At 61.9% G+C, this 20,686-nt stretch carries 21 protein-coding genes; 13 read left to right on the forward strand and 8 right to left on the reverse strand.

What is annotated here, in order from left to right; translation table 11 throughout:
* Positions 1 to 3: 3 nt before the first annotated feature.
* The 4 genes from WAS25_RS11475 to WAS25_RS11490 are packed head-to-tail and all read right to left on the reverse strand — an operon-like array spanning position 4 to position 2,987.
* Positions 4 to 1,338, reverse strand: coding sequence for an NAD(P)/FAD-dependent oxidoreductase (locus tag WAS25_RS11475; protein ID WP_422312180.1), 1,335 nt, complete (start codon positions 1,336 to 1,338; stop codon positions 4 to 6).
* A gap of 36 nt (positions 1,339 to 1,374) precedes the next feature.
* Positions 1,375 to 1,983 (reverse strand): DUF6448 family protein, encoded by a 609-nt coding sequence (locus tag WAS25_RS11480; protein WP_422312182.1) that lies wholly within the window; start codon positions 1,981 to 1,983, stop codon positions 1,375 to 1,377.
* 24 nt (positions 1,984 to 2,007) lie between these two features.
* Positions 2,008 to 2,346 carry a hypothetical protein gene (locus tag WAS25_RS11485; RefSeq protein WP_422312184.1) on the reverse strand — a complete coding sequence of 113 codons (339 nt, stop codon included), beginning with the start codon at positions 2,344 to 2,346 and terminating at the stop codon, positions 2,008 to 2,010.
* 29 nt (positions 2,347 to 2,375) lie between these two features.
* On the reverse strand, positions 2,376 to 2,987 hold the full coding sequence (locus WAS25_RS11490; RefSeq protein ID WP_422312186.1) for a TetR/AcrR family transcriptional regulator: 612 nt from the start codon (positions 2,985 to 2,987) through the stop codon (positions 2,376 to 2,378).
* Between the two features lie 220 nt (positions 2,988 to 3,207).
* Here WAS25_RS11490 and WAS25_RS11495 point away from each other — a divergent pair, with 220 nt between their 5' ends.
* From WAS25_RS11495 to WAS25_RS11555, 13 genes are all read left to right on the forward strand, one after another.
* Positions 3,208 to 3,807, forward strand: coding sequence for a TetR/AcrR family transcriptional regulator (locus WAS25_RS11495; RefSeq protein ID WP_422312188.1), 600 nt, complete (start codon positions 3,208 to 3,210; stop codon positions 3,805 to 3,807).
* A 1-nt stretch (position 3,808) separates the two neighbouring features.
* A complete protein-coding gene (locus tag WAS25_RS11500) occupies positions 3,809 to 4,975 on the forward strand; it encodes an efflux RND transporter periplasmic adaptor subunit (RefSeq protein WP_422312190.1) in 1,167 nt (388 codons plus the stop codon).
* An 8-nt stretch (positions 4,976 to 4,983) separates the two neighbouring features.
* Complete coding sequence (locus tag WAS25_RS11505; RefSeq protein WP_422312192.1) at positions 4,984 to 6,180, forward strand: ABC transporter permease; 1,197 nt, start codon at positions 4,984 to 4,986, stop codon at positions 6,178 to 6,180.
* A 3-nt stretch (positions 6,181 to 6,183) separates the two neighbouring features.
* Positions 6,184 to 6,876 carry an ABC transporter ATP-binding protein gene (locus tag WAS25_RS11510; RefSeq protein ID WP_422312194.1) on the forward strand — a complete coding sequence of 231 codons (693 nt, stop codon included), beginning with the start codon at positions 6,184 to 6,186 and terminating at the stop codon, positions 6,874 to 6,876.
* Between the two features lie 74 nt (positions 6,877 to 6,950).
* On the forward strand, positions 6,951 to 7,418 hold the full coding sequence (locus WAS25_RS11515) for a hypothetical protein (RefSeq protein ID WP_422312196.1): 468 nt from the start codon (positions 6,951 to 6,953) through the stop codon (positions 7,416 to 7,418).
* Positions 7,419 to 7,492: 74 nt separating this feature from the next.
* On the forward strand, positions 7,493 to 7,996 hold the full coding sequence (gene mobB, locus WAS25_RS11520; RefSeq protein WP_422312198.1) for a molybdopterin-guanine dinucleotide biosynthesis protein B: 504 nt from the start codon (positions 7,493 to 7,495) through the stop codon (positions 7,994 to 7,996).
* 212 nt (positions 7,997 to 8,208) lie between these two features.
* Positions 8,209 to 8,670 carry a CopD family protein gene (locus WAS25_RS11525; protein WP_422312200.1) on the forward strand — a complete coding sequence of 154 codons (462 nt, stop codon included), beginning with the start codon at positions 8,209 to 8,211 and terminating at the stop codon, positions 8,668 to 8,670.
* A gap of 116 nt (positions 8,671 to 8,786) precedes the next feature.
* Complete coding sequence (locus WAS25_RS11530) at positions 8,787 to 9,245, forward strand: RrF2 family transcriptional regulator (RefSeq protein WP_422312202.1); 459 nt, start codon at positions 8,787 to 8,789, stop codon at positions 9,243 to 9,245.
* A gap of 59 nt (positions 9,246 to 9,304) precedes the next feature.
* Positions 9,305 to 10,417 carry an MFS transporter gene (locus WAS25_RS11535; RefSeq protein ID WP_422312204.1) on the forward strand — a complete coding sequence of 371 codons (1,113 nt, stop codon included), beginning with the start codon at positions 9,305 to 9,307 and terminating at the stop codon, positions 10,415 to 10,417.
* A 7-nt stretch (positions 10,418 to 10,424) separates the two neighbouring features.
* Positions 10,425 to 12,686, forward strand: a complete 2,262-nt coding sequence (locus tag WAS25_RS11540) for a molybdopterin oxidoreductase family protein (RefSeq protein WP_422312206.1) — start codon at positions 10,425 to 10,427, stop codon at positions 12,684 to 12,686.
* On the forward strand, positions 12,686 to 13,267 hold the full coding sequence (locus WAS25_RS11545) for a 4Fe-4S dicluster domain-containing protein (RefSeq protein WP_422312208.1): 582 nt from the start codon (positions 12,686 to 12,688) through the stop codon (positions 13,265 to 13,267). The genes WAS25_RS11540 and WAS25_RS11545 overlap by 1 nt, the downstream gene beginning before the upstream one ends.
* Positions 13,267 to 13,827, forward strand: a complete 561-nt coding sequence (locus tag WAS25_RS11550) for a ubiquinol-cytochrome c reductase iron-sulfur subunit (protein WP_422312210.1) — start codon at positions 13,267 to 13,269, stop codon at positions 13,825 to 13,827. Before WAS25_RS11545 ends, WAS25_RS11550 begins: the two co-directional genes overlap by 1 nt.
* Positions 13,824 to 14,042, forward strand: a complete 219-nt coding sequence (locus WAS25_RS11555) for a DUF6755 family protein (protein ID WP_422312212.1) — start codon at positions 13,824 to 13,826, stop codon at positions 14,040 to 14,042. The genes WAS25_RS11550 and WAS25_RS11555 overlap by 4 nt, the downstream gene beginning before the upstream one ends.
* On the opposite strand, the gene WAS25_RS11560 is transcribed toward WAS25_RS11555, so the two are convergent.
* The 4 genes from WAS25_RS11560 to WAS25_RS11575 are packed head-to-tail and all read right to left on the reverse strand — an operon-like array spanning position 14,043 to position 20,685.
* A complete protein-coding gene (locus WAS25_RS11560) occupies positions 14,043 to 15,191 on the reverse strand; it encodes a hypothetical protein (protein ID WP_422312214.1) in 1,149 nt (382 codons plus the stop codon). It abuts the gene before it with no gap.
* Positions 15,188 to 16,378: a quinol:electron acceptor oxidoreductase subunit ActD gene (locus WAS25_RS11565; protein WP_422312216.1), complete on the reverse strand. Its 1,191-nt coding sequence runs from the start codon at positions 16,376 to 16,378 to the stop codon at positions 15,188 to 15,190. Before WAS25_RS11565 ends, WAS25_RS11560 begins: the two co-directional genes overlap by 4 nt.
* Entirely contained in the window at positions 16,365 to 17,774 is a 1,410-nt protein-coding gene (gene nrfD, locus WAS25_RS11570) for an NrfD/PsrC family molybdoenzyme membrane anchor subunit (protein ID WP_422312218.1), read from the reverse strand. The genes WAS25_RS11565 and nrfD overlap by 14 nt, the downstream gene beginning before the upstream one ends.
* Positions 17,764 to 20,685 carry a 4Fe-4S dicluster domain-containing protein gene (locus WAS25_RS11575; protein WP_422312220.1) on the reverse strand — a complete coding sequence of 974 codons (2,922 nt, stop codon included), beginning with the start codon at positions 20,683 to 20,685 and terminating at the stop codon, positions 17,764 to 17,766. Before WAS25_RS11575 ends, nrfD begins: the two co-directional genes overlap by 11 nt.
* Position 20,686 lies beyond the last annotated feature (1 nt).

Raw genomic sequence — 20,686 nt, forward strand, 5'->3', positions numbered from 1 at the left:
CAGTCATCCTTTCGTGCCAGACGGACGATCTGGCAATCCCCCTTGTTTGGGGCCGGTGATCAGCCGTGCCCCGCGTTCGTAGCGGAGGTAGGTCCAGGCCCATTCCGTCAGGACGAGGAAACGGTTGCGAAAGCCGATGAGCCAAGCGATATGGACCAGGAGCCAGAAAAGCCAGGCCGCGAATCCAGTGAATCTCAGGCGGGCCACTTCTCCCACCGCAGCCGCCCGCCCGATGGTGGCGAGCATCCCCCGGGAGTGGTACGTGAACGGAAGGCCGGGCAACCCTTGGAGCGCTCGCAGGATGTTCCTGGCGGCATGACGACCTTCCTGGACGGCCACCGGGGCCAGGGCAGGCAGGGGTTGGCCATCCTGGTGCAGGGAGGCCAGATCTCCGATGACAAAAACACCTGGGGCCTCCGTCAGGCTGAGGTCGGGTTGGACGGGAATGCGGCCTCCGGAAGCCAGGGGGGCTCCCAGCGAACTGGCCAGGGGCGAACCCTCCACTCCCGCTGCCCAAAGGATGGTGCGGGCTTCGATCTTCTCACCGTGAACCGTGACGCCCCCATTATCCAGGGCCGTCACGGGATTTCCTGTGAATACCTCCACTCCCAGCCGGGAGATCGCCTCGGTGGCCCACTGGGAGAGCTCTGGGGCGAACCCCGGAAGGATGCGGGGCCCGGCTTCGATGAGCAGCACCCGCGCCTTGGCGGGATCAATCCGCCGGAAGTCCCGGGTCATGACATGCCTGGCGATTTCGGCGATGGCCCCCGCCAGTTCCACCCCAGTAGGACCGCCCCCCACGAGGATGAAGGTTAGCCAGGCCCTCTGGCGGGCGGGATCCGTTTCCCATTCGGCAGATTCGAAAGCCAGGAGGATGCGTTTTCGGATTTCGAGGGCATCCTCGATGGTCTTAAGCCCCGGGGCGGCCCCGGCCCATTCCGGGTGGCCGAAGTAGGAATGGGTCACGCCTGTGGCGAGGATGAGGAAGTCGTAAGGAACGGCCCCCTCGGGATTGACCCCATCGGATAGAAGGACCCGCTTCCCGATAGGATCCACCGCCACGGCCTCTGCAAGCAGGACCGAGGCGTTCCGCTGCCTGCGGAGGATCTGGCGAATGGGCACCGCGATATCGCTGGGGTTGAGGGCGGCGGTGGCTACCTGATAGAGCAGGGGCTGGAAGAGGTGGTGGTTCCGCTGGTCGATCAGGGTGACATCGACCGGAGCCCTACGAAGGGCCTTGGCTGCGGCCAGACCCCCGAAGCCACCCCCCAAGATGACGACATGGGGTCGACCTCTCAGTGGCATGGCAACAGCGGCGGGAAGAGTGTCACTGGGCATGGAAGGCTCCGGCCCATCGCTTGAATAGGTTGCAGACTAGTGGCCTTCGTGACCTGAATGCCCCTCGTGGCCTTCTCCATGTTCGGAAGCGGCACCGGCCCCGTAGACGGCCTCGACGTAGTGGATGAATCCGACGTAGGAGGACACGTATTCTCGGCCGGCCTTGAGGTCGCCAGGCTTGTAGGCTTTGGCCTTCACCGCCGCCTCGAAGCGCTGGTGCAGGGTGGTGTGGATGTTGTCGTTCACGAGTTTCCAGAGGGGTTTCAGATCACCGCTCTCCAGTGCCTTGTCACCGGCGGGAATGGCTGGACCGAAGTCCTCCCCCGCTGGTTTCAAGCCCGTGAAGGGAGCGCCTTCGCCAGTCCGGTGCACCCGGACCAGCGTTTCAAAGAAGTACTGGTCCGCCAGCTTCTGGGCTTCGGCGCCGAGTTTTCGGACTTCCTGAGCGCGGCGGAAAGCCCCACGGATCTCGCCCTCGTCCTTGGGGTGAACCCAGACCAGCACATGGTTCACGTCCCCAGTCGTGAAGGCGGCCCTTGCAGCCTTGATCACAGGGCCATCCAGGCTGTCGCAGTGTGCCATGGCCGGGAAGGGAGCAAGGAGAAGGACGAGGCCGAAGGATCGTAGGGTGGAATGTAATCGCATGGGGTCTCCTTGGGGGAAAGAGGGTTAATTGGAGGCCTTGGACTTGGAACCCAGTCCCCGCAGATGGGAGACCAGGAAGTACGAGGGCTCGCTGGCCCGGACGGAATGAAGCAGCTCCTCCGCGATGGGCACCAATTCGCCGGGGCCGACCTGCTTCCAGGTCTCGCCCAGCATCACTTCGATGGCGCCGGAAAGGAGAAGGACCGAGGCCGGATAGGGCGCCGCGTGCGCTGGAATCTGGACACCACTGGGGAGGGCCACCAGCACGAGCTTGGTGTCGTTCTTGAGATCCAAGAGGGGGAGGGAGGCCCGTTGGCCTTCAGGCATGGGGAGCGTGTCGCTCAGGTTGGTGATGGGAATCATGGGGTTCTCCTTGAGGGAACGAAGGTGGATTAATTGGCATGCTTGTCCGGAAGGGACAAGAGCGTCAGAAGGGTGTTCAAGGCCCGTTTGGGGTCGGGCCTCCGCAGCGGCGGGCCGTCGGCTGGCAGGGAAGCCAGGAAGGCCAGGTGCTGGAGGGTACCGATGACCGGGATCAAGAGATCCTCAGGGGCGAGGTCATTACGGATTTGTCCTGCCTCCGAGGCCTCCTTGAGAATGCTCACCAGGTAGGTACGGGTTTGACGGACAAGCCCTCGGATCGTGGCGGCAGCATTTTCCGGCAAGGCCTTGGCGAATTGGTCCGAGAAGATGAGGCGGCCACACCCCGTGTTCCGCCCCAACACTTCCGTCCTGGCCAGGAAGAGATGTGAAAGCCGCTCCAGGGGTGGCAGCGCCGGATCTGGGAACGCGGCCCCGATCAATTCCACCACCCGGTGGGCCACCTCCTCTAGGATCTCATCCCGGGACGCGAAATGCCGAAACGGCGCCCCCGGGCTCAGGCCCAGCTCCGCCGCAAGGGTGGCCATGGTCAGCGCCGTGATACCCCGCTCCCCGATGATCCGTAGCGCCGCATCCGCGATTTCCGTGCGCTTGGCGGTGGTCTGTCGAGTCGAGACGATCATGCGGATTCACCTGGGAGGGCTGGGTTCGGTTCAAGGAGAGGGCCAGACGAATCGGCCGTTAGAAACAATGTAAGTAAATAAATACTTACGTCAAGCGATACGATGACAAATTTTGTAAATCATCTTTTAATTAGTCTTATATTTTTATTTTGTGGTTTGAATCAAATGAGGCAGTTATTCATTTTCTTGACATGAGTAACTACTTACTTACAATCGAATCATGCGCGACCCTCTCCTACCCCTCACCCCCAAACAGACTGAAATTGCCGACGCGGCCCTGAAGATCATCGGGGAGCGGGGCATCGTCGCCCTCACCACGGCCTCCCTGGCCCAGGAACTGGGGGTCAGTTCTGGCGCGCCTTTCCGGCACTTCGAGTCCAGGGATGAGATCCTCGAAGCCGCCACCCAGCGCGTTGCGGACATGGTGGCCGACACCTACCCCAAGACCCTCCTGCCCCCTCTGGAGCGCCTTCAGGCCCTCTTCCTGGCGCGGGTCCAGACGGTGGGGCAACAGGTCGGGGTGGCGCGTTTCATCTTCTCCGAGCAGTTCGCCCTGGCCCTGCCTCCCGCGGCCGCTGAACGGATGCTCGATCTGGTGAGGGGCACGCGGGCCTTTGTGCTCAAGGCCTTGGAAGAGGGGATTGAACGTGGGGAGATCCGGAAGGACCTGCCACCAAAGGCACTGCTGCCCATCGTGCTGGGCAGCCTCCAGCATCTGGTGTTCCTGAACGCCCTGCCGTCAGAGCTCGGCAAGGTGCCCAAGGCCACCGAGGTCTTCGCAAGCCTGGCCTGCCTCCTCGCCCCCGAACGGAGTCATTGATATGAACCTGCCTGAATTCACCCAAAAGCCCCTGTTCCGTCGCCTGGTCATGGTGCCGCCCGGTCTCCTCCTGCTGGTCCTGGGGGCCCGCTTCCTCGTACCCGTGGACGCCTTGGGTGCCACCGTGAACTGGGGCCCGGTCTCGATGGATGTCCGAGGCACCGGCACCCTCGAAAGCGTGCAGGAGGTGCCTCTGGCCTTCAAGGTCGGGGGGCGCATCCTGGAACTTCCCCTGGACGAGGGGAGCCCCATCACAAAGGGCCAAGTGCTGGGCCGCTTGGATCCCAATGATCTAAGAGAGCAACTGGCTGTGGCCCAGGCTGCCCGGGGATCCGCACAGGCTGGCATAGGGAAGGCCACCGCGGATCTTGAACAGGCCCTAGCCACTCAAGCGCGCACCCGCTCGGATTTCAAGCGGGTGCAGCGCCTCCAGACGGAGGGCATCCTGAGCCGCGCAGATTTGGACGCTGCCCAGGAACGACTGAAGGTGGCCGAGGCGGTGGTCCAGGCCGTGGGCGCGGCGGGCACCCAGGCCCGGAGTGGCGAATCCCAGGCGAAGGGCACGGAGGCCCTCCAGCGGCTGGCCTTCGAAGAAGGCCGCCTACTCAGCCCCGTGGACGGCCTGCTGACCCGTCGCCTCCGGGAGCCAGGCAACATCGTTCCCTCAGGAACCCCCGTCCTCACAGTGATCAGCACCCGCAAACTGTGGGTGAGAGCCTGGGTGGATGAAACCTCCCTGGGGGATCTGCGCCTGGGACAACCCGCTCAAGTGGCGTTGCGCTCCCATCCGGGGCAGGTGTTCCCAGGCCGGGTCGACCGGATTGGACGGCAGGCCGATCGGCAAACCCATGAGCTGCTGGTGGACGTGGAATTGCTCAAATTGCCCGAAGGATTCGCCGTGGGCCAGCGGGCAGACGTGCGCATCAGTGTGGCCGGCAAGGCGAATACCTTGCGTGTACCAGCTTCCTTCCTGGATCAGAAAACCCGCACCTGCTCTGTGCAAAAGGGGGGACGCATCCACCGGGTGGCAGTGAAGGTGGGCTTCACCGGAAGTGACTTCGTGGAAATCCAAGACGGTCTCCAGGCCGGGGATCAGGTGCTTCGATCACCTGAGGAGGGGAAGGCGCTGCCCTCCCTTCGCCGCGTGCAGGTGAAGGCAGACATATGAACCTTGCGATGAAAGATCTCCGGCGCCAAAAGGTCAGCTTCTCGGCCACGGCCCTGGGCCTCGGCCTGCTCTTCGCCATCGTTCTGGCCATGGGCGGTATTTATCGCGGCTTGGTGGAGGATGCCACCCTGCTGGTGGATCACCTCGGTGCCGATATCTGGGTGGTTCAACGCGACACCCGTGGGCCCTTCGCAGAGCGATCCACCGTGCCCCCGGCCCTGGAAGATCGGTTGAGGGCTCAGGCAGGGGTGGCCTCAGCCCGAAGTTTCAGCACAGCCACCATCCAGCGAATCGTTGGGGCACGCAGCCTGCGTATGACAGTCGTGGGCCTCAGTTGGCCCGAGGATAAGGGCCAGGCTCTCCCTCTGGTGTCCGGACGGCACCTGCGGGATCCGCATCGGGAAGTCATTGCCGATCGAAGCCTGGGGCTGGCCTTGGGGGAGATCCTTCCACTCGGTGATGAAACCTTCCGGGTTGTGGGGCTCACCCAGGGCATGCTGTCCTCCGGTGGGGATGGTCTGGTCTTCAGCACGGAACTGGATGCCCGGGCGATCCTCAACTGGCAGGCTCCCGAAGCCAAGCGGGTCGAACGGGAGGGCCGATTGGCTCGCTTGGCTGGTACCGAACTGGACTCGATCTCGAATCAGGATCGGCTTCGGGACGAGCGCTTCAGCCCGCCCACCCTGGCGCCATTCCCGGCGAATGCCATCCTGGTGAACCTGCGGCCAGGCGCATCCATAGAAGAAGTCCAGCGTGGCTTGGAGGCATGGCCCGATGTGACGGCCTACACCGCCCAAGAGCAGCGGGACCTCCTGCTCAAGGGTGTGGTGGAGAAGTCCCGGAAGCAGATCGGTCTCTTTCGGGCTTTGCTGGCCATCGTTTCGGGCATCGTGGTCACCCTGATTCTGTACAACATGACCGTGGCGAAAACCCACGATATTGCGCTCCTCAAACTCTTGGGAGCCCGAAGTTCCGTGGTCGTAAAGTTGGTTCTGAATCAAGGCCTTTTGCTTGGAGCCCTTGGCTACGGCTTCGCCATTCTCATCGCCAAGTTCCTATTTCCCCTGTTCCCAAGGCGGGTGTTGCTGGGGCCCGGAGAATACCTTGGGGTCGGCATGCTGGTCTTGATCCTGGTGACACTGGCAAGTGCGGCAGGGATCGTGCGGGCCCTGCGAATCCCGCCCACCCTCATTCTGGCGGGGTGATCCATGGAAGCCGTTCGCGCTGAAAACCTATTTAAGACCTACGGGCACGGGGCCACGGAAGTGAAGGCCCTGCTCGGAGTCTCCATGGTTGCCCATGCCGGAGAAGTTGTGGCCCTGCTGGGCCCAAGTGGCTCTGGCAAATCCACCCTGCTTACAGGCCTGGGCCTGCTCAATCCACCCGAGAAGGGCACAATCGACCTCATGGGAGAGCGAGTCTTGGAGGATGGTAAGGCCTTTGGTGACCTGGCGGCCCTGCGCCGCTCCCGCATCGGGTTCGTGTTTCAGAAATCAAACCTGATCCCCTTTTTGTCGGCCCACGAGAATGTCCGCCTGATCCTGGCCCTTAACGACCAGATGGGCCCGGAGACCTACACCCGATCGCAGGAACTGCTCGAGTATCTGGGCGTCGGAAACCGGAGCCGCCATTTTCCGGAAGAGCTCTCCGGCGGTGAACAACAGCGGGTTGCCATCGCCCGGGCCCTTGCGCCTGCGCCACCACTCATCCTTGCCGACGAACCCACCGCGGCCCTGGACAGTCAGCGGGGTCGGGCCGTCATGGAACTGTTTCGAAAGGTGGCCCGCGAGCAGGGCACGGCTGTGGTGGTGGTCACCCACGACCATCGGACACTGGATGTCTTCGACACCATCTACGAGATGGAGGATGGCGTACTGAGCCGGGCAGAAAAAACCGCTTGAAGCCTTCTTCCGCCTCCAACTCCAGTTTGATTCCCGGGGCCTGCAGTTCGGCCACAATTTGAAAGAGTGCCCGCATGTTCAAGACCAGCAGGATCAGTTATGGGGGAAGCGCCGCCATCGCCACAAGCATGGCCCTGGTCAGTGGTCTGGGTGCGGCGGGGGCCATGAAGCCGGTGGTGGCCAGCGCCCTTCTCATCGCTGCGCTCGCCGACAACCTTACAGACTCACTGAGCATCCACATATTCCAGGAATCCGAACAACTTGACCAGAAGGAGGCCTTCGCCGGCACGGTGTCAAACTTCGTCACACGACTGCTGGTCTGCCTCAGTTTCATCCTACTGGTCTGGCTCTTGCCGGTTTCGGTGGCCCTCGGGCTTATCATCGCTTGGGGCATGTTGCTACTTGCCGCACTGACCTTCCTGGTGGCCCGCGAACGAAAAGTGGGAGCCTTTCTCGAAGTCGTCAAACATCTACTGGTGGCTGCCTCAGTCGTGGTCGTAAGTAAGGCTATCGGGTCTTGGATCAGCACCGCCCTCAAGTAGTCATGTGGGATGGGTTCATGCCAGCCTTTTAGTGGTTTCTTCCCTTTTTTCCTAAAATCAGCGAGGAGGCATGAATGAAGGTGCTGGGCATCGTCGGCTGGAGTGGAAGCGGCAAGACGAGCCTGCTGGTTGAGGTTCTACCGATCCTCAAGGAGCATGGCCTCAAGGTCTCGACCATGAAGCATGCCCATCACCGTTTTGATGTAGACAAGCCTGGCAAGGACTCCTTCCGCCATAGAGAGGCCGGGGCCTCGGAGGTCCTGGTCGTCACCTCATCCCGGTGGGTGCTGATGCACGAATCACGCGAGGAGCCCGAGCCCAGCATCGAATCCCTGATCGAACGCATGACGCCTGTAGACCTGCTTCTCATCGAGGGTTTCAAGACCCACCACCACCCCAAGCTGGAAATCCATCGTGACTCCGAGGGCAAGCCACTGCTCTGTCCCGAGGATCCTGAGATCGTGGCGGTCGCCAGCGATATACCTCTGCCGGGCTTGAAGATCCCTCGACTGGACCTGAACGATCCAGTCGCTATCGCCGATTTCATTCTTGCCTATACGGGTCTGAAACAGCCTTAACCAAGTCGAGGTGCGAAGCGGAAGTCGCCCTCCTGGATGTTTCGTCACGCAATTGGCCCGATGGACTCAAACCCCATACTCAACAGGCACCCTGCCAGTATTGCCTTTCGGTCTCTCTCAACCTTACGCTTCCTCGGCTCATCCCTGCACCGCCCTGCAGGTAGGGCTTGGTCGGCTTCCCTTGTCGAGCCGCTGAAAGGATATGTATCGATATGACCCCATTCGCACGCGAACTCTTTGTGCTTCTTCACCTCCTGGGGGCAATCACATGGTTTGGTGGGATGTGGTTCGCATACTTCTGCCTCCGCCCCGCTGCAGCCAAGTCACTCAATCCACCCGAACGCCTGCCTCTTTGGACGGCAACCTTCGAATACTTCCTCCGCTACATCACCATCGCGGTGGTTCTCATTGTCATCAGTGGTTTCGCTCTCCTCCTCCAAGTAGGCATCCGGGTGGCCCCTGTTGGCTGGCTCGTTATGGCCGCACTCGGGATGGTCATGACGATTGTCTTCGGCTACGTCTACATAAGCCTCTTCCCAAGACTCCGAGCGCACTGCCTTGCTTCAGCTTGGCCAAGTGCTGCAATCGTCATGAACGAAATTCGTAGGCTAGTCGCTGTCAATCTCATCCTCGCCTTGTGCACAGTCGTTGCAGCCGTTTTTTCTCGATACTGATTGAAGGCAATACCCCATCGGAAGAGTGGTTCAAGGCGTTCGTATGACCCTCATCACGCGGGTTAGGCTTTTGCAATCCAGGCACTGGTCCTATAATTCAGAGTGAGGACTCCGAAATGCTGTTCAACACCGCCACTGGATATGCTCTCCGCGCCCTTGCGGCCATGCCCGAGGACGGGAGCCACTGTTTTTCAAAGGATCTGGCTTCACGTCTCGACCTGCCTGCTCCCTACCTGGCCAAGATTCTCCAGTCCCTTGTTCAGGCCACCATCCTTGAATCCGTGCGGGGCCCCAAGGGTGGCTTCCGGATCACGAGACCCGCTCATCGAATCACTGTGGGTGAAGTGGTCACAGCTATCGAAGGCCCCAATTCTCTGGATGGCTGCGTCATGGGTTTCCCGGTCTGTAGCGGTGACCATCCCTGTCCACTTCACGATGCCTGGAGCGCCGTGAAGTCCCAGGTAGCCTCCTCGATGACCGAAGCCACCATTCGAGATTTACAACTGATGGACTTGCGCAACTTGAAGGGACCCACCAAAAAACACTCACGAACAGGCCTTGCTTGTCCTCGTTGATACCGTCACCTTTTGATTCCGGTTTCTGAAATTAAGACTGGGTCTCCTGGAGCCTTGCCATGTCCTTGTCGGACCGCCTTGACCTCGAACCACGCCCACTGATTCGGGCTGCCCTTACCACACTGGTTGTTTGTGGCGCCGTGGCTCTGGGCAGCCGATGGGGACGTTGGCTTGATCCCGCTCTGCTGGGCTACCTCCTGGCTACCCTGTTTGCCTGCTTCGGCGTGGCCTACCGCTATTTCACCTGGATCGAGCGGCCGGCCACTCGGATGTATTTCCAGCACACGGTTGGAACACTGCTCTCCCCCAAGGCCTTCAAGGCGCTCCCCCGCATGGCCGTCTTGGCCCTGGACCAAATGTTCCTGCAGCGCTTCATCGAGAAGCGATCGCTTCGCCGCTGGGGAGCCCACGCCCTCATCGCCTGGGGCTGCATGCTGGGTTTTGCCGTAACCATTCCGCTGGTGTTCGGGTGGATCCGCTTCACCAGCGAAGGTCTGAACTCCGCCCGGTACCAGGCCTGGTTGTTCGGCTTCCCGGCGGGGTCCTTCCCGCTCGACAGCTTCATGGCCTTCTGCAGCTTCCATGTTCTGGATCTGGCGGCCTTCATGGTGATCGCCGGCTGCGTGCTCAGCCTCATCCGTCGCAAGCAGGATGAAGGTGACACCGCCACACAACGTTTCGATCTGGACCTCCTGCCCCTGGTCCTGCTCATCGCCGTGAGCATGACGGGACTGATGCTCACCGCTTCCGAGAAGTGGCTACAGGGCCGCAACTTCGCCACCCTTTCCTTCCTGCACGAACTGACGGTGATTCTCATGCTGCTCGGGCTGCCCTTCGGCAAGCTCTTCCACGTCATCCAGCGGCCCGCCCAGCTCGGTGTCACCCTCTACAAGGCCGAGGGCGAAGCCGAGGGACGACTGGCCTGCAAGGGCTGCGGGACGCCCTTCATCCGGGCCAACCAGCGCCGCGATCTCGGCGCCCTCTGGAAGGAGCTGGACCTGGACGGCGCACAACATGGTGGGGGGGTTCATCACCTGGACCTCTGCCCCCGCTGCAAACGGCGGCTCGTCGCTAAAGCTCAGGGGGAACGTCTGCAGGGGGCCTTCGATCCCTTTGCCACGATCCCTGTGCATGCCGAGCCCATCCTTGATTCCACCAGCATGAAGTCCTGAGGTTTTCATGAGCACGCTCCCCCTTTCCCAGGACCAGCTCCGCGCCCAGTTCGGCCCCCACCTGAACCTCGCCCCTCCTGGTGGTTGGCTCTCCGACCCCACTCCGGACAAGATCGTGGAGACTCACTGCTGCTTCTGCGGCCAGCAGTGCGGCATCAAGCTCAAGGTGAAGGAAAACCAGGTCATCGGCTTCGAGCCCTGGGAGGAATTCCCCTTCAACCAGGGCAAGCTCTGCCCCAAAGGCGTGAAGCGCTACCTCCAAGGCAACCACCCCGACCGGCTCACCAAGGCCATGAAACGCACGGAAAATGGCTTCGAGCCCATGCGTTGGGATGAAGCCATGGACCGTACCGTGTCTGAGATCCAGAGGATCCAACAGGTTCATGGCAAGGATGCCTTCGCCGTCCTTTCCGGTGTGTCTCTCACCAACGAGAAGAGCTATCTGGCCGGAAAGTTCGCCCGCCTGGGACTGCAGACCAAGAACCTCGACTACAACGGACGCCTCTGCATGGTGAGCGCCGGCGCCGGCAACAAGAAGGCCTTCGGCGTGGATCGTGCGGCCAATTCCTGGGCGGACATCGAACTGGCGGATGTCATCTGGGTGGCCGGTTCCAATGTGGCTGAGTGCTCTCCCATCACCACTGACTACATCTGGCGTGCCCGCGACCGCGGCGCCCTCCTCATCGTGGTCGATCCCCGCATCACACCCCTGGCCCGCACCGCAGACCTGGTATTGCCCCTGAAGCCCGGCACGGACTCGGCACTCACCAACGGCATCCTGCACCTGCTGCACAAGTGGAAGCTCATCGACTGGGACTTCGTCAATGAGCACACCAACGGCTTCGACGCGACCCTCGAAGCCGTGAAAGACTGCACACCTGAATGGACCAGCCAGATCACCGGCCTGCCGGTGGAGGCCATCGAAAAGGCCGCCCGCATCTGGGGTGAGGCCAGGACTAGCTTCCTGCTTCACGCGCGGGGCATCGAGCACCAGACCAAGGGCGTGGACAACGTTCTCGGCTGCATCAACATGGTGCTGGCCACCGGTCGCATCGGCAAACCTGGCTGTGGCTACGCCACCATCACGGGCCAGGGCAACGGCCAAGGCGGACGTGAGCACGGCCACAAGTGCGACCAATTGCCGGGCAACCGCGACATCAGCAATCCCGAGCACCGGAAATACATTTGCTCGGTGTGGGGCTGCACGGACGAAGAACTGCCGGGCCTGGGCCAGAGTGCCCAGGAGATCATGAACGCCATTCACGCGGGCGAGATCAAGGGCCTGCTGCTGCTTTGCTTCAATCCGCTGGTGTCGCTGCCTGACACAGAGTTCACCCGTGCGGCCTTAAGCAAGTTGGAGTTCTTCGTCTGCCTGGACTTCTTCCTTAGCGAGAGCGCCCAGCACGCGGACATCGTGTTCCCCTCGGCCCTGCATGAAGAAGATGAGGGCACCTCCACCAGCGCCGAAGGTCGCGTCATCAAGATCAACAAGGCGGTGGACTGCCCCGGAGATGCCCGTCCCGACTGGCAGATCATGGTGGAGATCGCCCACCGCTTGGGCCAGGGCAAGTACTTTGACCACTTCAAGAAACCTGAGGACATTTTCAACGAGCTGCGGGTGGCTTCCAAGGGTGGTACCGCCGACTACGCGGGCATCACCTACGAGAAGATCGAGAAGAACATGGGCATTTTCTGGCCCTGCCCCACGGAGGATCATCCGGGCACCCCGCGGCTCTTCGAAGGGGGGCAGTTCTTCCACCCGGACGGTAAGGCGAAGTTCAATCCCACACCCTACCGACCACCCATGGAAGTTGTGGACGACGACTACCCAATTTGGCTCACCACGGGCCGTGTGGTTTTCCACTACCTGAGCGGCACCCAGACCCGCCGCATTGGCTTCCTCGTCGAGCAGTGCCCGCATCCCTACCTGGAGATCCACCCCCGCCTGGCGGAGCGATACGGGCTCCAGGAAGGGGATGCCGTAGAGATTACTTCCCGGCGCGGTTCCATGGTATTGCCTGCCAAGGTGGTCAAGACCATCCGACCTGACACCGTGTTCATTCCCTACCACTGGCCAGGGGCCCTGTCGGCCAACCGACTCACAGCCCGGCACCTCGATCCCGTATCTAAAATCCCGGAGTTTAAGATCAGCGCCGTCCGGCTCAAGAAGACCACCAAGGACCAGTTCTCTCCCGAGTTGGCCGAATTGCAACGCATGGGGTTCGAGGCCCGCAGCAACCAGACCGACATGCCAGAGCGGGTGTTCTGATGGTGCCCCAGGACTACGGCTTTTTCATCGACCCTCAGCGCTGCATCGGCTGCCGCTCCTGCGTGGGCGCCTGCGCGGAGTGCGGCACTCACCGAGGGCGGTCCATGATCCATCTCGACGAGATGGATCGCTTCAACAGCACCCAGACTGTGCCCACCGTCTGCATGCACTGCGAAGATCCCATCTGTGCCCAGGTCTGCCCTTCGGACGCGATCAAGCGCAGTGAGGATGGCGTCGTCCACGCGGCCCAGAAACCCCGCTGCATCGGCTGCCAGAATTGCGAGCTGAGTTGCCCCTTCGGCATTCCCATCGTCTTCTCGGGCCTCGAGCAGATGCTCAAGTGCGACCTCTGCTACGACCGGACCTCTGTGGGCCACAAGCCCATGTGCGCCACGGTCTGCCCCAGCCAGGCCCTGCTATTTGTGCGCAAGGATGAGGTGGCGAACCTGCGCAAGAACAAGCCCCTGCGCGATTTCCTCATTGGTGCCGTGCACGTGAAGACGAAGAACGCCCTCATGGTGCCGGATCCTGAGACACCGCTGCACCTTGACGCAGCATTACTCATCGACGGAGGCTACTGATGGCCTGGTGGCGCCGCGCCTTCCCCCTCGAACTGGCCGAAGAAGGCCATTTCTCCCGTCGCGAGTTTGCTCGCTTCCTGGCGCTCGTCAGCGCCGGCTTCACCGGCGGCATCGGCTACCTCTGGCTGAGGAAGAAGCCCCTTGAGGGCGCCTCCGACCCAGCATCCGGGCCTTCCGAGCATCCCGTGGCCCTAGGCCTGGCCACCGATCTGAAAACCGGCGAGAGCAAGCTCTTCAAGTTCCGGGATGCCCACGATGCCTGCATCCTGCTGCGAACCGCCAAGGGTGAGTTGAAAGCCTACCGGCAGACCTGCACGCACCTGGGCTGCGCCGTGCGCTTTTCCGGCGGGCGCCTGGAATGCCCATGCCACCTGGGCTTCTTCGAAACAGACCGGGGCTTCCCCGTCCAGGGGCCGCCCAGCCGGCCCCTTTCGGCCATTGCCATTGAGCAGCGGGCCGATGGAAGTCTATGGGCGGTGGGTGAGCTTCCCAAACCCACCCTCGAGAACCTAGATCGCGTGGCGGATTGCCCACGCGAGAAAGCGGAGGTGCAGGCATGAATCCCACTCCCAGCGTCCGCATCTCTCCGGCAGCCTTGGGTGTGATCCTCGTGCTGCTGGTCATCCAGCTCTACCTGTTTGAGACCGTACTGGGCGCGGTCCTTGATGGCCAGCGCGGTGTCCTGGCCGGCGCCTTCGGGGTCTCCCTGGCCCTCACAGCCGTGGCCTTGTTCCTGGCCTTTCGGAGCACTACTCAGCATGGGCGGAAGGACTGATCATCCAGCCTGAGGCAGTTCCTGATCCGGATTTACATCCTTCATGAAGACTGGCCAGCAGGCCATGTGCCCAACTCCGAACTGCAGGAGGATCCCACCAGCCTCTGAAAACCCGAAGCCGGGAGCGGCCCCCTTGAGGACGGGAGGCAAGACCATGAGATAGAGGTCCAGCCAATGCCCGGCCAGCACCGTGAAGCAGGCCACCATCAGGACCCGCTCATTCGTCTTCGCCTTGCGCTGGAGCAGCATCACGAAGGGCAGGCCGAAATTGAGCACCAGGTTCAGGTAGAAGAAGGGCGTCCACTTGCTGTTGAGCATCAGGCGGATGGGCGCGGTTTCCTCAGGAATGTTCGCGTACCACACCAGCAGGAACTGGCTGAGCCAGATGTAGGCCCAGAAGCAACTGAAGGCGAAGAGCAGCTTACCCAGGTCATGGTTCTGGGCCTTGGAGATCTCCGGCAGCAGGCCCACGCGGCGCAGGACGATGGCGCTGATGGTGACGATGGCGATGCCCTGGAGGAACATCCCCGAGAAGCCGTAGATGGCGAAGATGGTGCTGTTCCAGGCGGGTTCCAGGGACATGATCCAGTCGAAATTCGCCAGGACGAAGGAAACCCCGAACACCAGGATAAAGACCGCCGCGCCCTTGCCTCGCTGCACCATCCGGCGCCCAAGCAGGATCCACAGCGCGAAGAAAAGCAGGATTCGGCCAAAGAAGAAGGGCTTGTTCAGCCAGACGAGCCGCCCTTTGAGCAGGTGATCCGTATGGGCTTCAGGGCGGGCCCAGGGGTAGAGGGTGTCAGCCCCGAACCAGAGCGCCAGCATCATCAGTCCCGCGATGGGCAGCAGGGCGGGCATGGCACGGTGGGCCTTCAGGATGGGATCGCTCCAGCGGGCGCCCGTGGTGGACTGGATGGCCAACAGGAACAGGCCCCCGAGCCCCACGCAGGTCAGGTTGAAGGCGGTCATCAGCACATTGGCCCAGGCATGAAGAGGACTGGTGGCGAGGCCGATGCCCAGCATCAACAGCCCCAGGCCTGAAAGGGTCCAGGCCCCGAGACGGAATTTTTCCCCTATCTCCGCGAGGGTGGGGAACTGGGGTCTGGTGAGATCGCGTGAAGGAACGGAGAACACCTGGTTGGGCTTCATGATGTCGCTCCAGTGCTCGGGGGCGGCGCAGGTAAGGGCTTCGGCGCGGCGGCTCTCTGCAGTTCCCGGATGTAGAGAACCACTTTCCAGCGGTCGTCCCGACTGATGAGATCGCCCAGCCCCTTCATCTTTTGGGGACCCCCGAAAGTCGCCACATGGAAGAGGCGCCCATCAGGCATGTCCCTCACGACCGGTGCCACCAGGATCGCTGGAGCCAACAGGCCCCTCGCCACGATCACACTGCTGTTGTTGTCACCGTCCAGGCCATGGCAGGCGGCGCAGCTCCGATCGTAGACCAGCTTCCCGCGGCTGAAATTCTCCTGAGATGGCTGAAAGGGATTCTTCAATTCCAGGCCCGCACGCTCGGCCTCCACCTTTCCGGGTCCATAAGGCAGCGGCACCAGCCCCTTGCGCGACACGGTGCCTGCGGGAGGTGTCTGGAGCACCTGCCCGCCCGGCAATGATGGGTGCGGATCGAAGGACTGGTAGGCCACAGGGGCCATCATGCCCCCGTCCCAAGCAAGGTTCCGCTTCAAGTAATTTCGGTTCAGCAGAGGCAAAGCGGCCAGCACCAGCACCGCGGGAATGGCGGCCAGGAGGAAGGCAAGGGGTTTCGCCTCGCGATCCAGCAGGGAGTGATCCGTTTGACTCTTGTCCTCCACCAGTAGTTCGGTTTCTAGGGCACCAAGGCTCGCCATCAAGGATTGGACCACCGTAAAGCTGGCGCCGGCCTGGATCTCACCGGCTACCACAAAGCGATCGTCATTCACGCCCGGATGCAGATCAGGCACCTTAAACTTCGGCCTCATGCCTGAAGCCACGAACAGGCTGGCCACCACACCCAGCCCCGCGAACAGGACCGTGAGTTCAAAGGACACAGGGATGAAAGCGGGAAGGGACACCAGGGGCTTGCCACCCACGATCAGGGGGTAGTCATAGGCCGAGGTCCAGATCTGCACGCCCAGCGCGGTAGCCAGACCGAGCAGTCCAAAGGCCAAGCAGGCACGGGGTAGGCGGGAGGGTTTCAGGCCGATGGCCTCATCCATCCCGTGCACGGGGAAGGGCGAGTAGGTGTCGATGATCGGATAGCCCTCCTGCTTCAGGCGCTTCACGGCTTCAAGCAGGAGGTGGGGATCCGCGAAGCTGGCGCGGAACCGGGTCAGGGTGATGGCGTCAGTGCTCCTCATGCTTCAGCACTCCTTTCACTTCGCTGGCCGCGATCATGGGCAGCAACCGGGTGAAGATCAGGAAGCAGGTGAAGAAGAGCCCGAAGCTGCCCAGGAAGATGGCCACTTCCACGAAGGTGGGTGTGTACATGGCCCAAGAGGAAGGGAGATAGTCGCGGTGGAGGCTCGTCACGATGATGACGAAGCGCTCGAACCACATGCCAATGTTCACGAAGATGGACAGGATGAAAATCATCCAGGGCGTCGTGCGCACCTTCCGGATCCAGAAGAGCTGGGGGATGATCACATTGCAGCTCACCATGGACCAGTACGCCCATTTGAAAGGGCCAAGGGCACGGTTGATGAATACGTAGCGCTCGAAGTTGTTGCCGCTGTACCAGGCCATGAAGAACTCGGTGCCATAGGCCATGCCCACGATCATCCCAGTGGCAATGATCACTTTGGTCATGGCTTCCAGGTGACGCACCGTGATGTACTCCTCCAGGTCCATCACCTTCCGGGCGATGATCATGAGCGTGAGCACCATGGCGAAGCCGCTGAAGACGGCCCCAGCCACGAAGTAGGGCGGGAAGATCGTCGCATGCCAGCCGGGAATCACGGAGGTAGCAAAGTCCATGGACACGATGGTGTGCACCGAGATTACAAGCGGCGTGCTAAGACCCGCCAGCAACATGTAGACCGTCTCGTAGCGGCTCCAGGTCCGGTTGGATCCATTCCAACCCAGGGAGAAGATACTGAAAATGGCTTTGCGGACCTTGGTCTTGGCCCGGTCCCGCATGGTGGCCAGGTCAGGGACCATACCCAGATACCAAAAAGTGAGTGAGATGATGAAGTACGTGCTGATGGCAAAGACATCCCACAGCAACGGACTCTTGAAGTTCACCCAAAGCGGGCCCCGGGTATTCGGATAGGGCGTGGCCCAGAAAGCCAGCCAGGGTCGGCCCATGTGGATGATCGGGAAAGTGCCGGCACACATGACCGCAAAGATGGTCATGGCTTCCGCTGCTCGGTTGATGCTGGTGCGCCACCTTTGCCGGAACAAGAAGAGGATGGCGGAGATCAACGTCCCGGCGTGCCCGATGCCCACCCAGAAGACGAAATTGGTGATGTCGAAGGCCCAGCCCACAGTGCGGTTGAGGCCCCAGGTGCCGATGCCCCGGGTCACGGTCTGGGTCACGGCCCAGGCCCCCAGCAGAAGCAGTGACAAGGACACCGAGAGAGCCAGCCACCACTTGAGGGGGGGCATGCGCTCCGTGGTGCTGAAGACTTCCTCAGTGACTTGGGAATAGGTCTTGTTCCCGTCGATGAGGGGCAGGACATGACCGTAGCCACGCTCCTGTTCATCCTCGATCAGGAGAGTGGCGGGCAAGGCGGAGGTGTGGTCTTCAGGCGCCATGGTGGCCTCCCTTGGCTTCGGTCGAGTCCGCGTTGCGTATTTTTGTGAGGTAGCTCACAGCGGGTCCGATACCCAGTTCCCCGAGCACGAGGAACCGTTTTGGGTCGCGCATGGCATGGCTGATCTGGCTATCCGGATCCTGTACGTCGCCGAAGACGATGGCCTGGGCCGGGCAGCTCTGCATGCAGGCCGGCTGGGCTTCCCCGTCCTTCAGTTCACGGCCTTCATTCTTGGCCTGTATCTTGGCGGTCATGAGGCGCTGCACGCAGAAACTGCACTTCTCCATGACGCCCCGGCTGCGTACCGTCACATCGGGATTGAGCGCCAGCCGCTCCACCTCGCTGTTGTGGGGATACTCCCACCAGTTGAAGCGGCGGACCTTGTAGGGGCAGTTGTTAGCGCAGTAGCGTGTGCCCACGCAGCGGTTGTAGACCTGCTGATTGAGACCCTCTTCACTGTGGACCGTGGCCAGCACGGGGCAGACGTTCTCGCAGGGCGCGTTGTCGCACTGCTGACACATCATGGGTTGGTGGAACACCTTGGGTTCAGCCTCGCTGCCTTCGTAGTACCGGTCGATGCGCAGCCAGTGCATCTCCCGCTTCTTCGCGACCTCTTCCTTGCCCACGACGGGAATGTTGTTCTCCACCTGGCAGCCAATGACGCAGCCGGAACAACCGGTGCATTTGTTCAGGTCGATGACCATGGCCCAGCGATGCTTGCCGTGAGGATGCTCCCCATAGACAGAAGGTCCCGGCTGTTCATGGGGGCGTGCCGAGGCCGGATCCCGCAGGTAGGGTTCCAGGGCCATCTCGCGCACCAGTTCACGCCCTTCGAGGCTGTGGTGATCCTGGGTGGCAGCCAGTTCGGCCCGACCCCCGACCCTTCTGATTTGCAGGGCCGCTGAGGAAGCAGCCAGGAAGCCGCTGGCCAGATGGCGCCAGGGATAGACATTGGTGCCCACGGTCTTCCAGTCCTTGGGGGCACCCTCCTTCCGGCCATAGCCTAGGGCCACGGCAAGGGTGCGGTCGTCCTGTCCGGGCTGCACCACCACGGGAAGGGTCAGCTCAGGTAGACCTTGAGGTCGCAGAGCCGCCAGATCCCCCTGCTCCAGGCCCAACCCTTTGGCTGTGGCGGGCGACACGGACACATAGTTGTCCCAGGTCATTTTGGTGATGGGATCAGGCAATTCCTGGAGCCACGGATTGAAGGCATGACGGCCATCCCCCATGCCTACCTTGGCCATGAGCAGCAACTCGTAGGTTCCTGGTTTCGCCTCGTTCCTCGCTCGGAGTGAGGCATTCAGGTCCTCGCGATAAGCCGGTGGGGTCGGGCTCCCTTCAATCTGGACCGCTCCCTTCTGCAGCACTCCATCCCAAAAGGTGCCGAAATCCCCCACGACCTTCTGACGGGAGAAGACTTCCTTTCGCCAGTGCTCTCGGAGATGCTCCAGGGCCGATGAAGATTGGCCACCCCAGGTCAGGAAACTTTCCAGGGCCGCGCGGGTTTGAAATAGGGGATTCGTGAGGGGCTGGACCAGGCTCATGGTCCCAGCCACCGGTTCCGCGTCACTCCAGGTTTCCAGCCAGTGATGATCGGGTGCGAGATGGGTGCAGGTCACCGCCGTTTCATCCGCCGTCAGACCGAGACTCATTCGGATAGGCACCTTGGCGAAGGCACTGGAGAACTCCTCGGGGAGGTCATAGGACGGGTTGGCACCCACCACGATCACCGCATCGATTTGTCCCTCGCCCATCTCCTTGATGAGCCCCGCAAGAGCCCGGTCATCACCCTGCTTCTGGAGGCTTGGATGAGACAGATCCACCGTGTGGCCCTCGTTGCCCAGCAGGTGGTTGATGCGTGCCGTGAGCAGTTGCGCGTACAGGTCGTTGGCGCCGCAAAGCACCAATGATGAACCCCTGTGCTCGCCCAGTTCGTGAGCCAAAGCATTGGCCTTGGTACTGAGCTCTTTCCGCAGGTCTCCGCCGGACTTCCCAGAACCCAGGGCCGAGGCCAGGGCTTCAAGGAACGGAACAACCTCGGAAGGCGCGAGACGGAGGCGTTCATCAGCGTTGCTGCCCGTCAGGGACATGCAGGCTTCGGCTTGCACATGCTTGGACATGGGCCGTGAATTGTCAGGGCCGCGGCGACTGGCGTAGGCTCGTGTGAAGCCTGCAGGGTTGATCCAAGTCCCCAGGAAATCCGCCTCGATGCCTAGAATGAACTCAGCTTCCTCGAGACGGTAGTGCGGCAGTACCTTCAGCCCATGCGTCTGCTCATAGGCGGCAGAGATGGCGGCGCAGCTCAGGGCATCGTAGCTGATCAGCTTGCCGTCCTTGAATCCGCCGAGAAAGCCATGGATGGTGGCTTTCAACGTGGGGCTGAGTAGGGTTCCAGTCAGGATCCGGAGCTTCCCCCCCTTCCCCTTGATCTCCGCAAACCGCTTGGCCAGATCAGCATCGAATGCCTGCCAGGCGCAGTCCTGCCCCTGCAAGCGAGGTTGCTTGAGACGCGAAGGATCGTACAGTCCGCGCGTCTGGGCCTGGCCGATGGCGCATAGGCCGCCGCGATTCAGGGGATGGTCGGGATTCCCTTCCAGTTTCACGGGGCGACCGTCGCGGCTGCGGGCCAGGACGCCGCAGCCCGCCGAACAGCCCTGGCAAGTGGTGGCGTACCACTGCGCCACGCCAGGCGTGAGGCCTTCCTGGGCGTTCAGGTAGGGCATCGCCTTTTCGACCACCTTGCTCTTGCATCCGATGGCCAGACCCGCCGCAAAACCAAGTCCGGAGAACCGAAAGAAGTCGCGTCGGGTGATCTGGCGCACGCTCTCGCCCACGGGAAGTTCGTCGCTGAACTCCGCTTTGGTTTTCTTGATGAGTCCCCGCCGTTCGCCGAGGCTCTTCCATACGTGCATG

Origin of the sequence: Geothrix sp. (genome assembly GCF_049292215.1) — a bacterium.
In the GTDB taxonomy this organism is placed as follows: domain Bacteria; phylum Acidobacteriota; class Holophagae; order Holophagales; family Holophagaceae; genus Geothrix.

Coding starts and splice junctions, on each gene's coding strand:
- WAS25_RS11480 (WP_422312182.1), bottom strand. CDS start 1,983: ATGCGATTACATTCCACCCTACGATCCTTCGGCCTCGTCCTTCTCCTT.
- WAS25_RS11575 (WP_422312220.1), bottom strand. CDS start 20,685: ATGCACGTATGGAAGAGCCTCGGCGAACGGCGGGGACTCATCAAGAAA.
- WAS25_RS11495 (WP_422312188.1), top strand. CDS start 3,208: ATGCGCGACCCTCTCCTACCCCTCACCCCCAAACAGACTGAAATTGCC.
- nrfD (WP_422312218.1), bottom strand. CDS start 17,774: ATGGCGCCTGAAGACCACACCTCCGCCTTGCCCGCCACTCTCCTGATC.
- WAS25_RS11560 (WP_422312214.1), bottom strand. CDS start 15,191: ATGAAGCCCAACCAGGTGTTCTCCGTTCCTTCACGCGATCTCACCAGA.
- WAS25_RS11500 (WP_422312190.1), top strand. CDS start 3,809: ATGAACCTGCCTGAATTCACCCAAAAGCCCCTGTTCCGTCGCCTGGTC.
- WAS25_RS11565 (WP_422312216.1), bottom strand. CDS start 16,378: ATGAGGAGCACTGACGCCATCACCCTGACCCGGTTCCGCGCCAGCTTC.
- WAS25_RS11555 (WP_422312212.1), top strand. CDS start 13,824: ATGAATCCCACTCCCAGCGTCCGCATCTCTCCGGCAGCCTTGGGTGTG.
- WAS25_RS11475 (WP_422312180.1), bottom strand. CDS start 1,338: ATGCCCAGTGACACTCTTCCCGCCGCTGTTGCCATGCCACTGAGAGGT.
- WAS25_RS11530 (WP_422312202.1), top strand. CDS start 8,787: ATGCTGTTCAACACCGCCACTGGATATGCTCTCCGCGCCCTTGCGGCC.
- WAS25_RS11550 (WP_422312210.1), top strand. CDS start 13,267: ATGGCCTGGTGGCGCCGCGCCTTCCCCCTCGAACTGGCCGAAGAAGGC.
- WAS25_RS11505 (WP_422312192.1), top strand. CDS start 4,984: ATGAAAGATCTCCGGCGCCAAAAGGTCAGCTTCTCGGCCACGGCCCTG.
- WAS25_RS11540 (WP_422312206.1), top strand. CDS start 10,425: ATGAGCACGCTCCCCCTTTCCCAGGACCAGCTCCGCGCCCAGTTCGGC.
- WAS25_RS11485 (WP_422312184.1), bottom strand. CDS start 2,346: ATGATTCCCATCACCAACCTGAGCGACACGCTCCCCATGCCTGAAGGC.
- WAS25_RS11490 (WP_422312186.1), bottom strand. CDS start 2,987: ATGATCGTCTCGACTCGACAGACCACCGCCAAGCGCACGGAAATCGCG.
- mobB (WP_422312198.1), top strand. CDS start 7,493: ATGAAGGTGCTGGGCATCGTCGGCTGGAGTGGAAGCGGCAAGACGAGC.
- WAS25_RS11535 (WP_422312204.1), top strand. CDS start 9,305: ATGTCCTTGTCGGACCGCCTTGACCTCGAACCACGCCCACTGATTCGG.
- WAS25_RS11510 (WP_422312194.1), top strand. CDS start 6,184: ATGGAAGCCGTTCGCGCTGAAAACCTATTTAAGACCTACGGGCACGGG.
- WAS25_RS11525 (WP_422312200.1), top strand. CDS start 8,209: ATGACCCCATTCGCACGCGAACTCTTTGTGCTTCTTCACCTCCTGGGG.
- WAS25_RS11545 (WP_422312208.1), top strand. CDS start 12,686: ATGGTGCCCCAGGACTACGGCTTTTTCATCGACCCTCAGCGCTGCATC.
- WAS25_RS11515 (WP_422312196.1), top strand. CDS start 6,951: ATGTTCAAGACCAGCAGGATCAGTTATGGGGGAAGCGCCGCCATCGCC.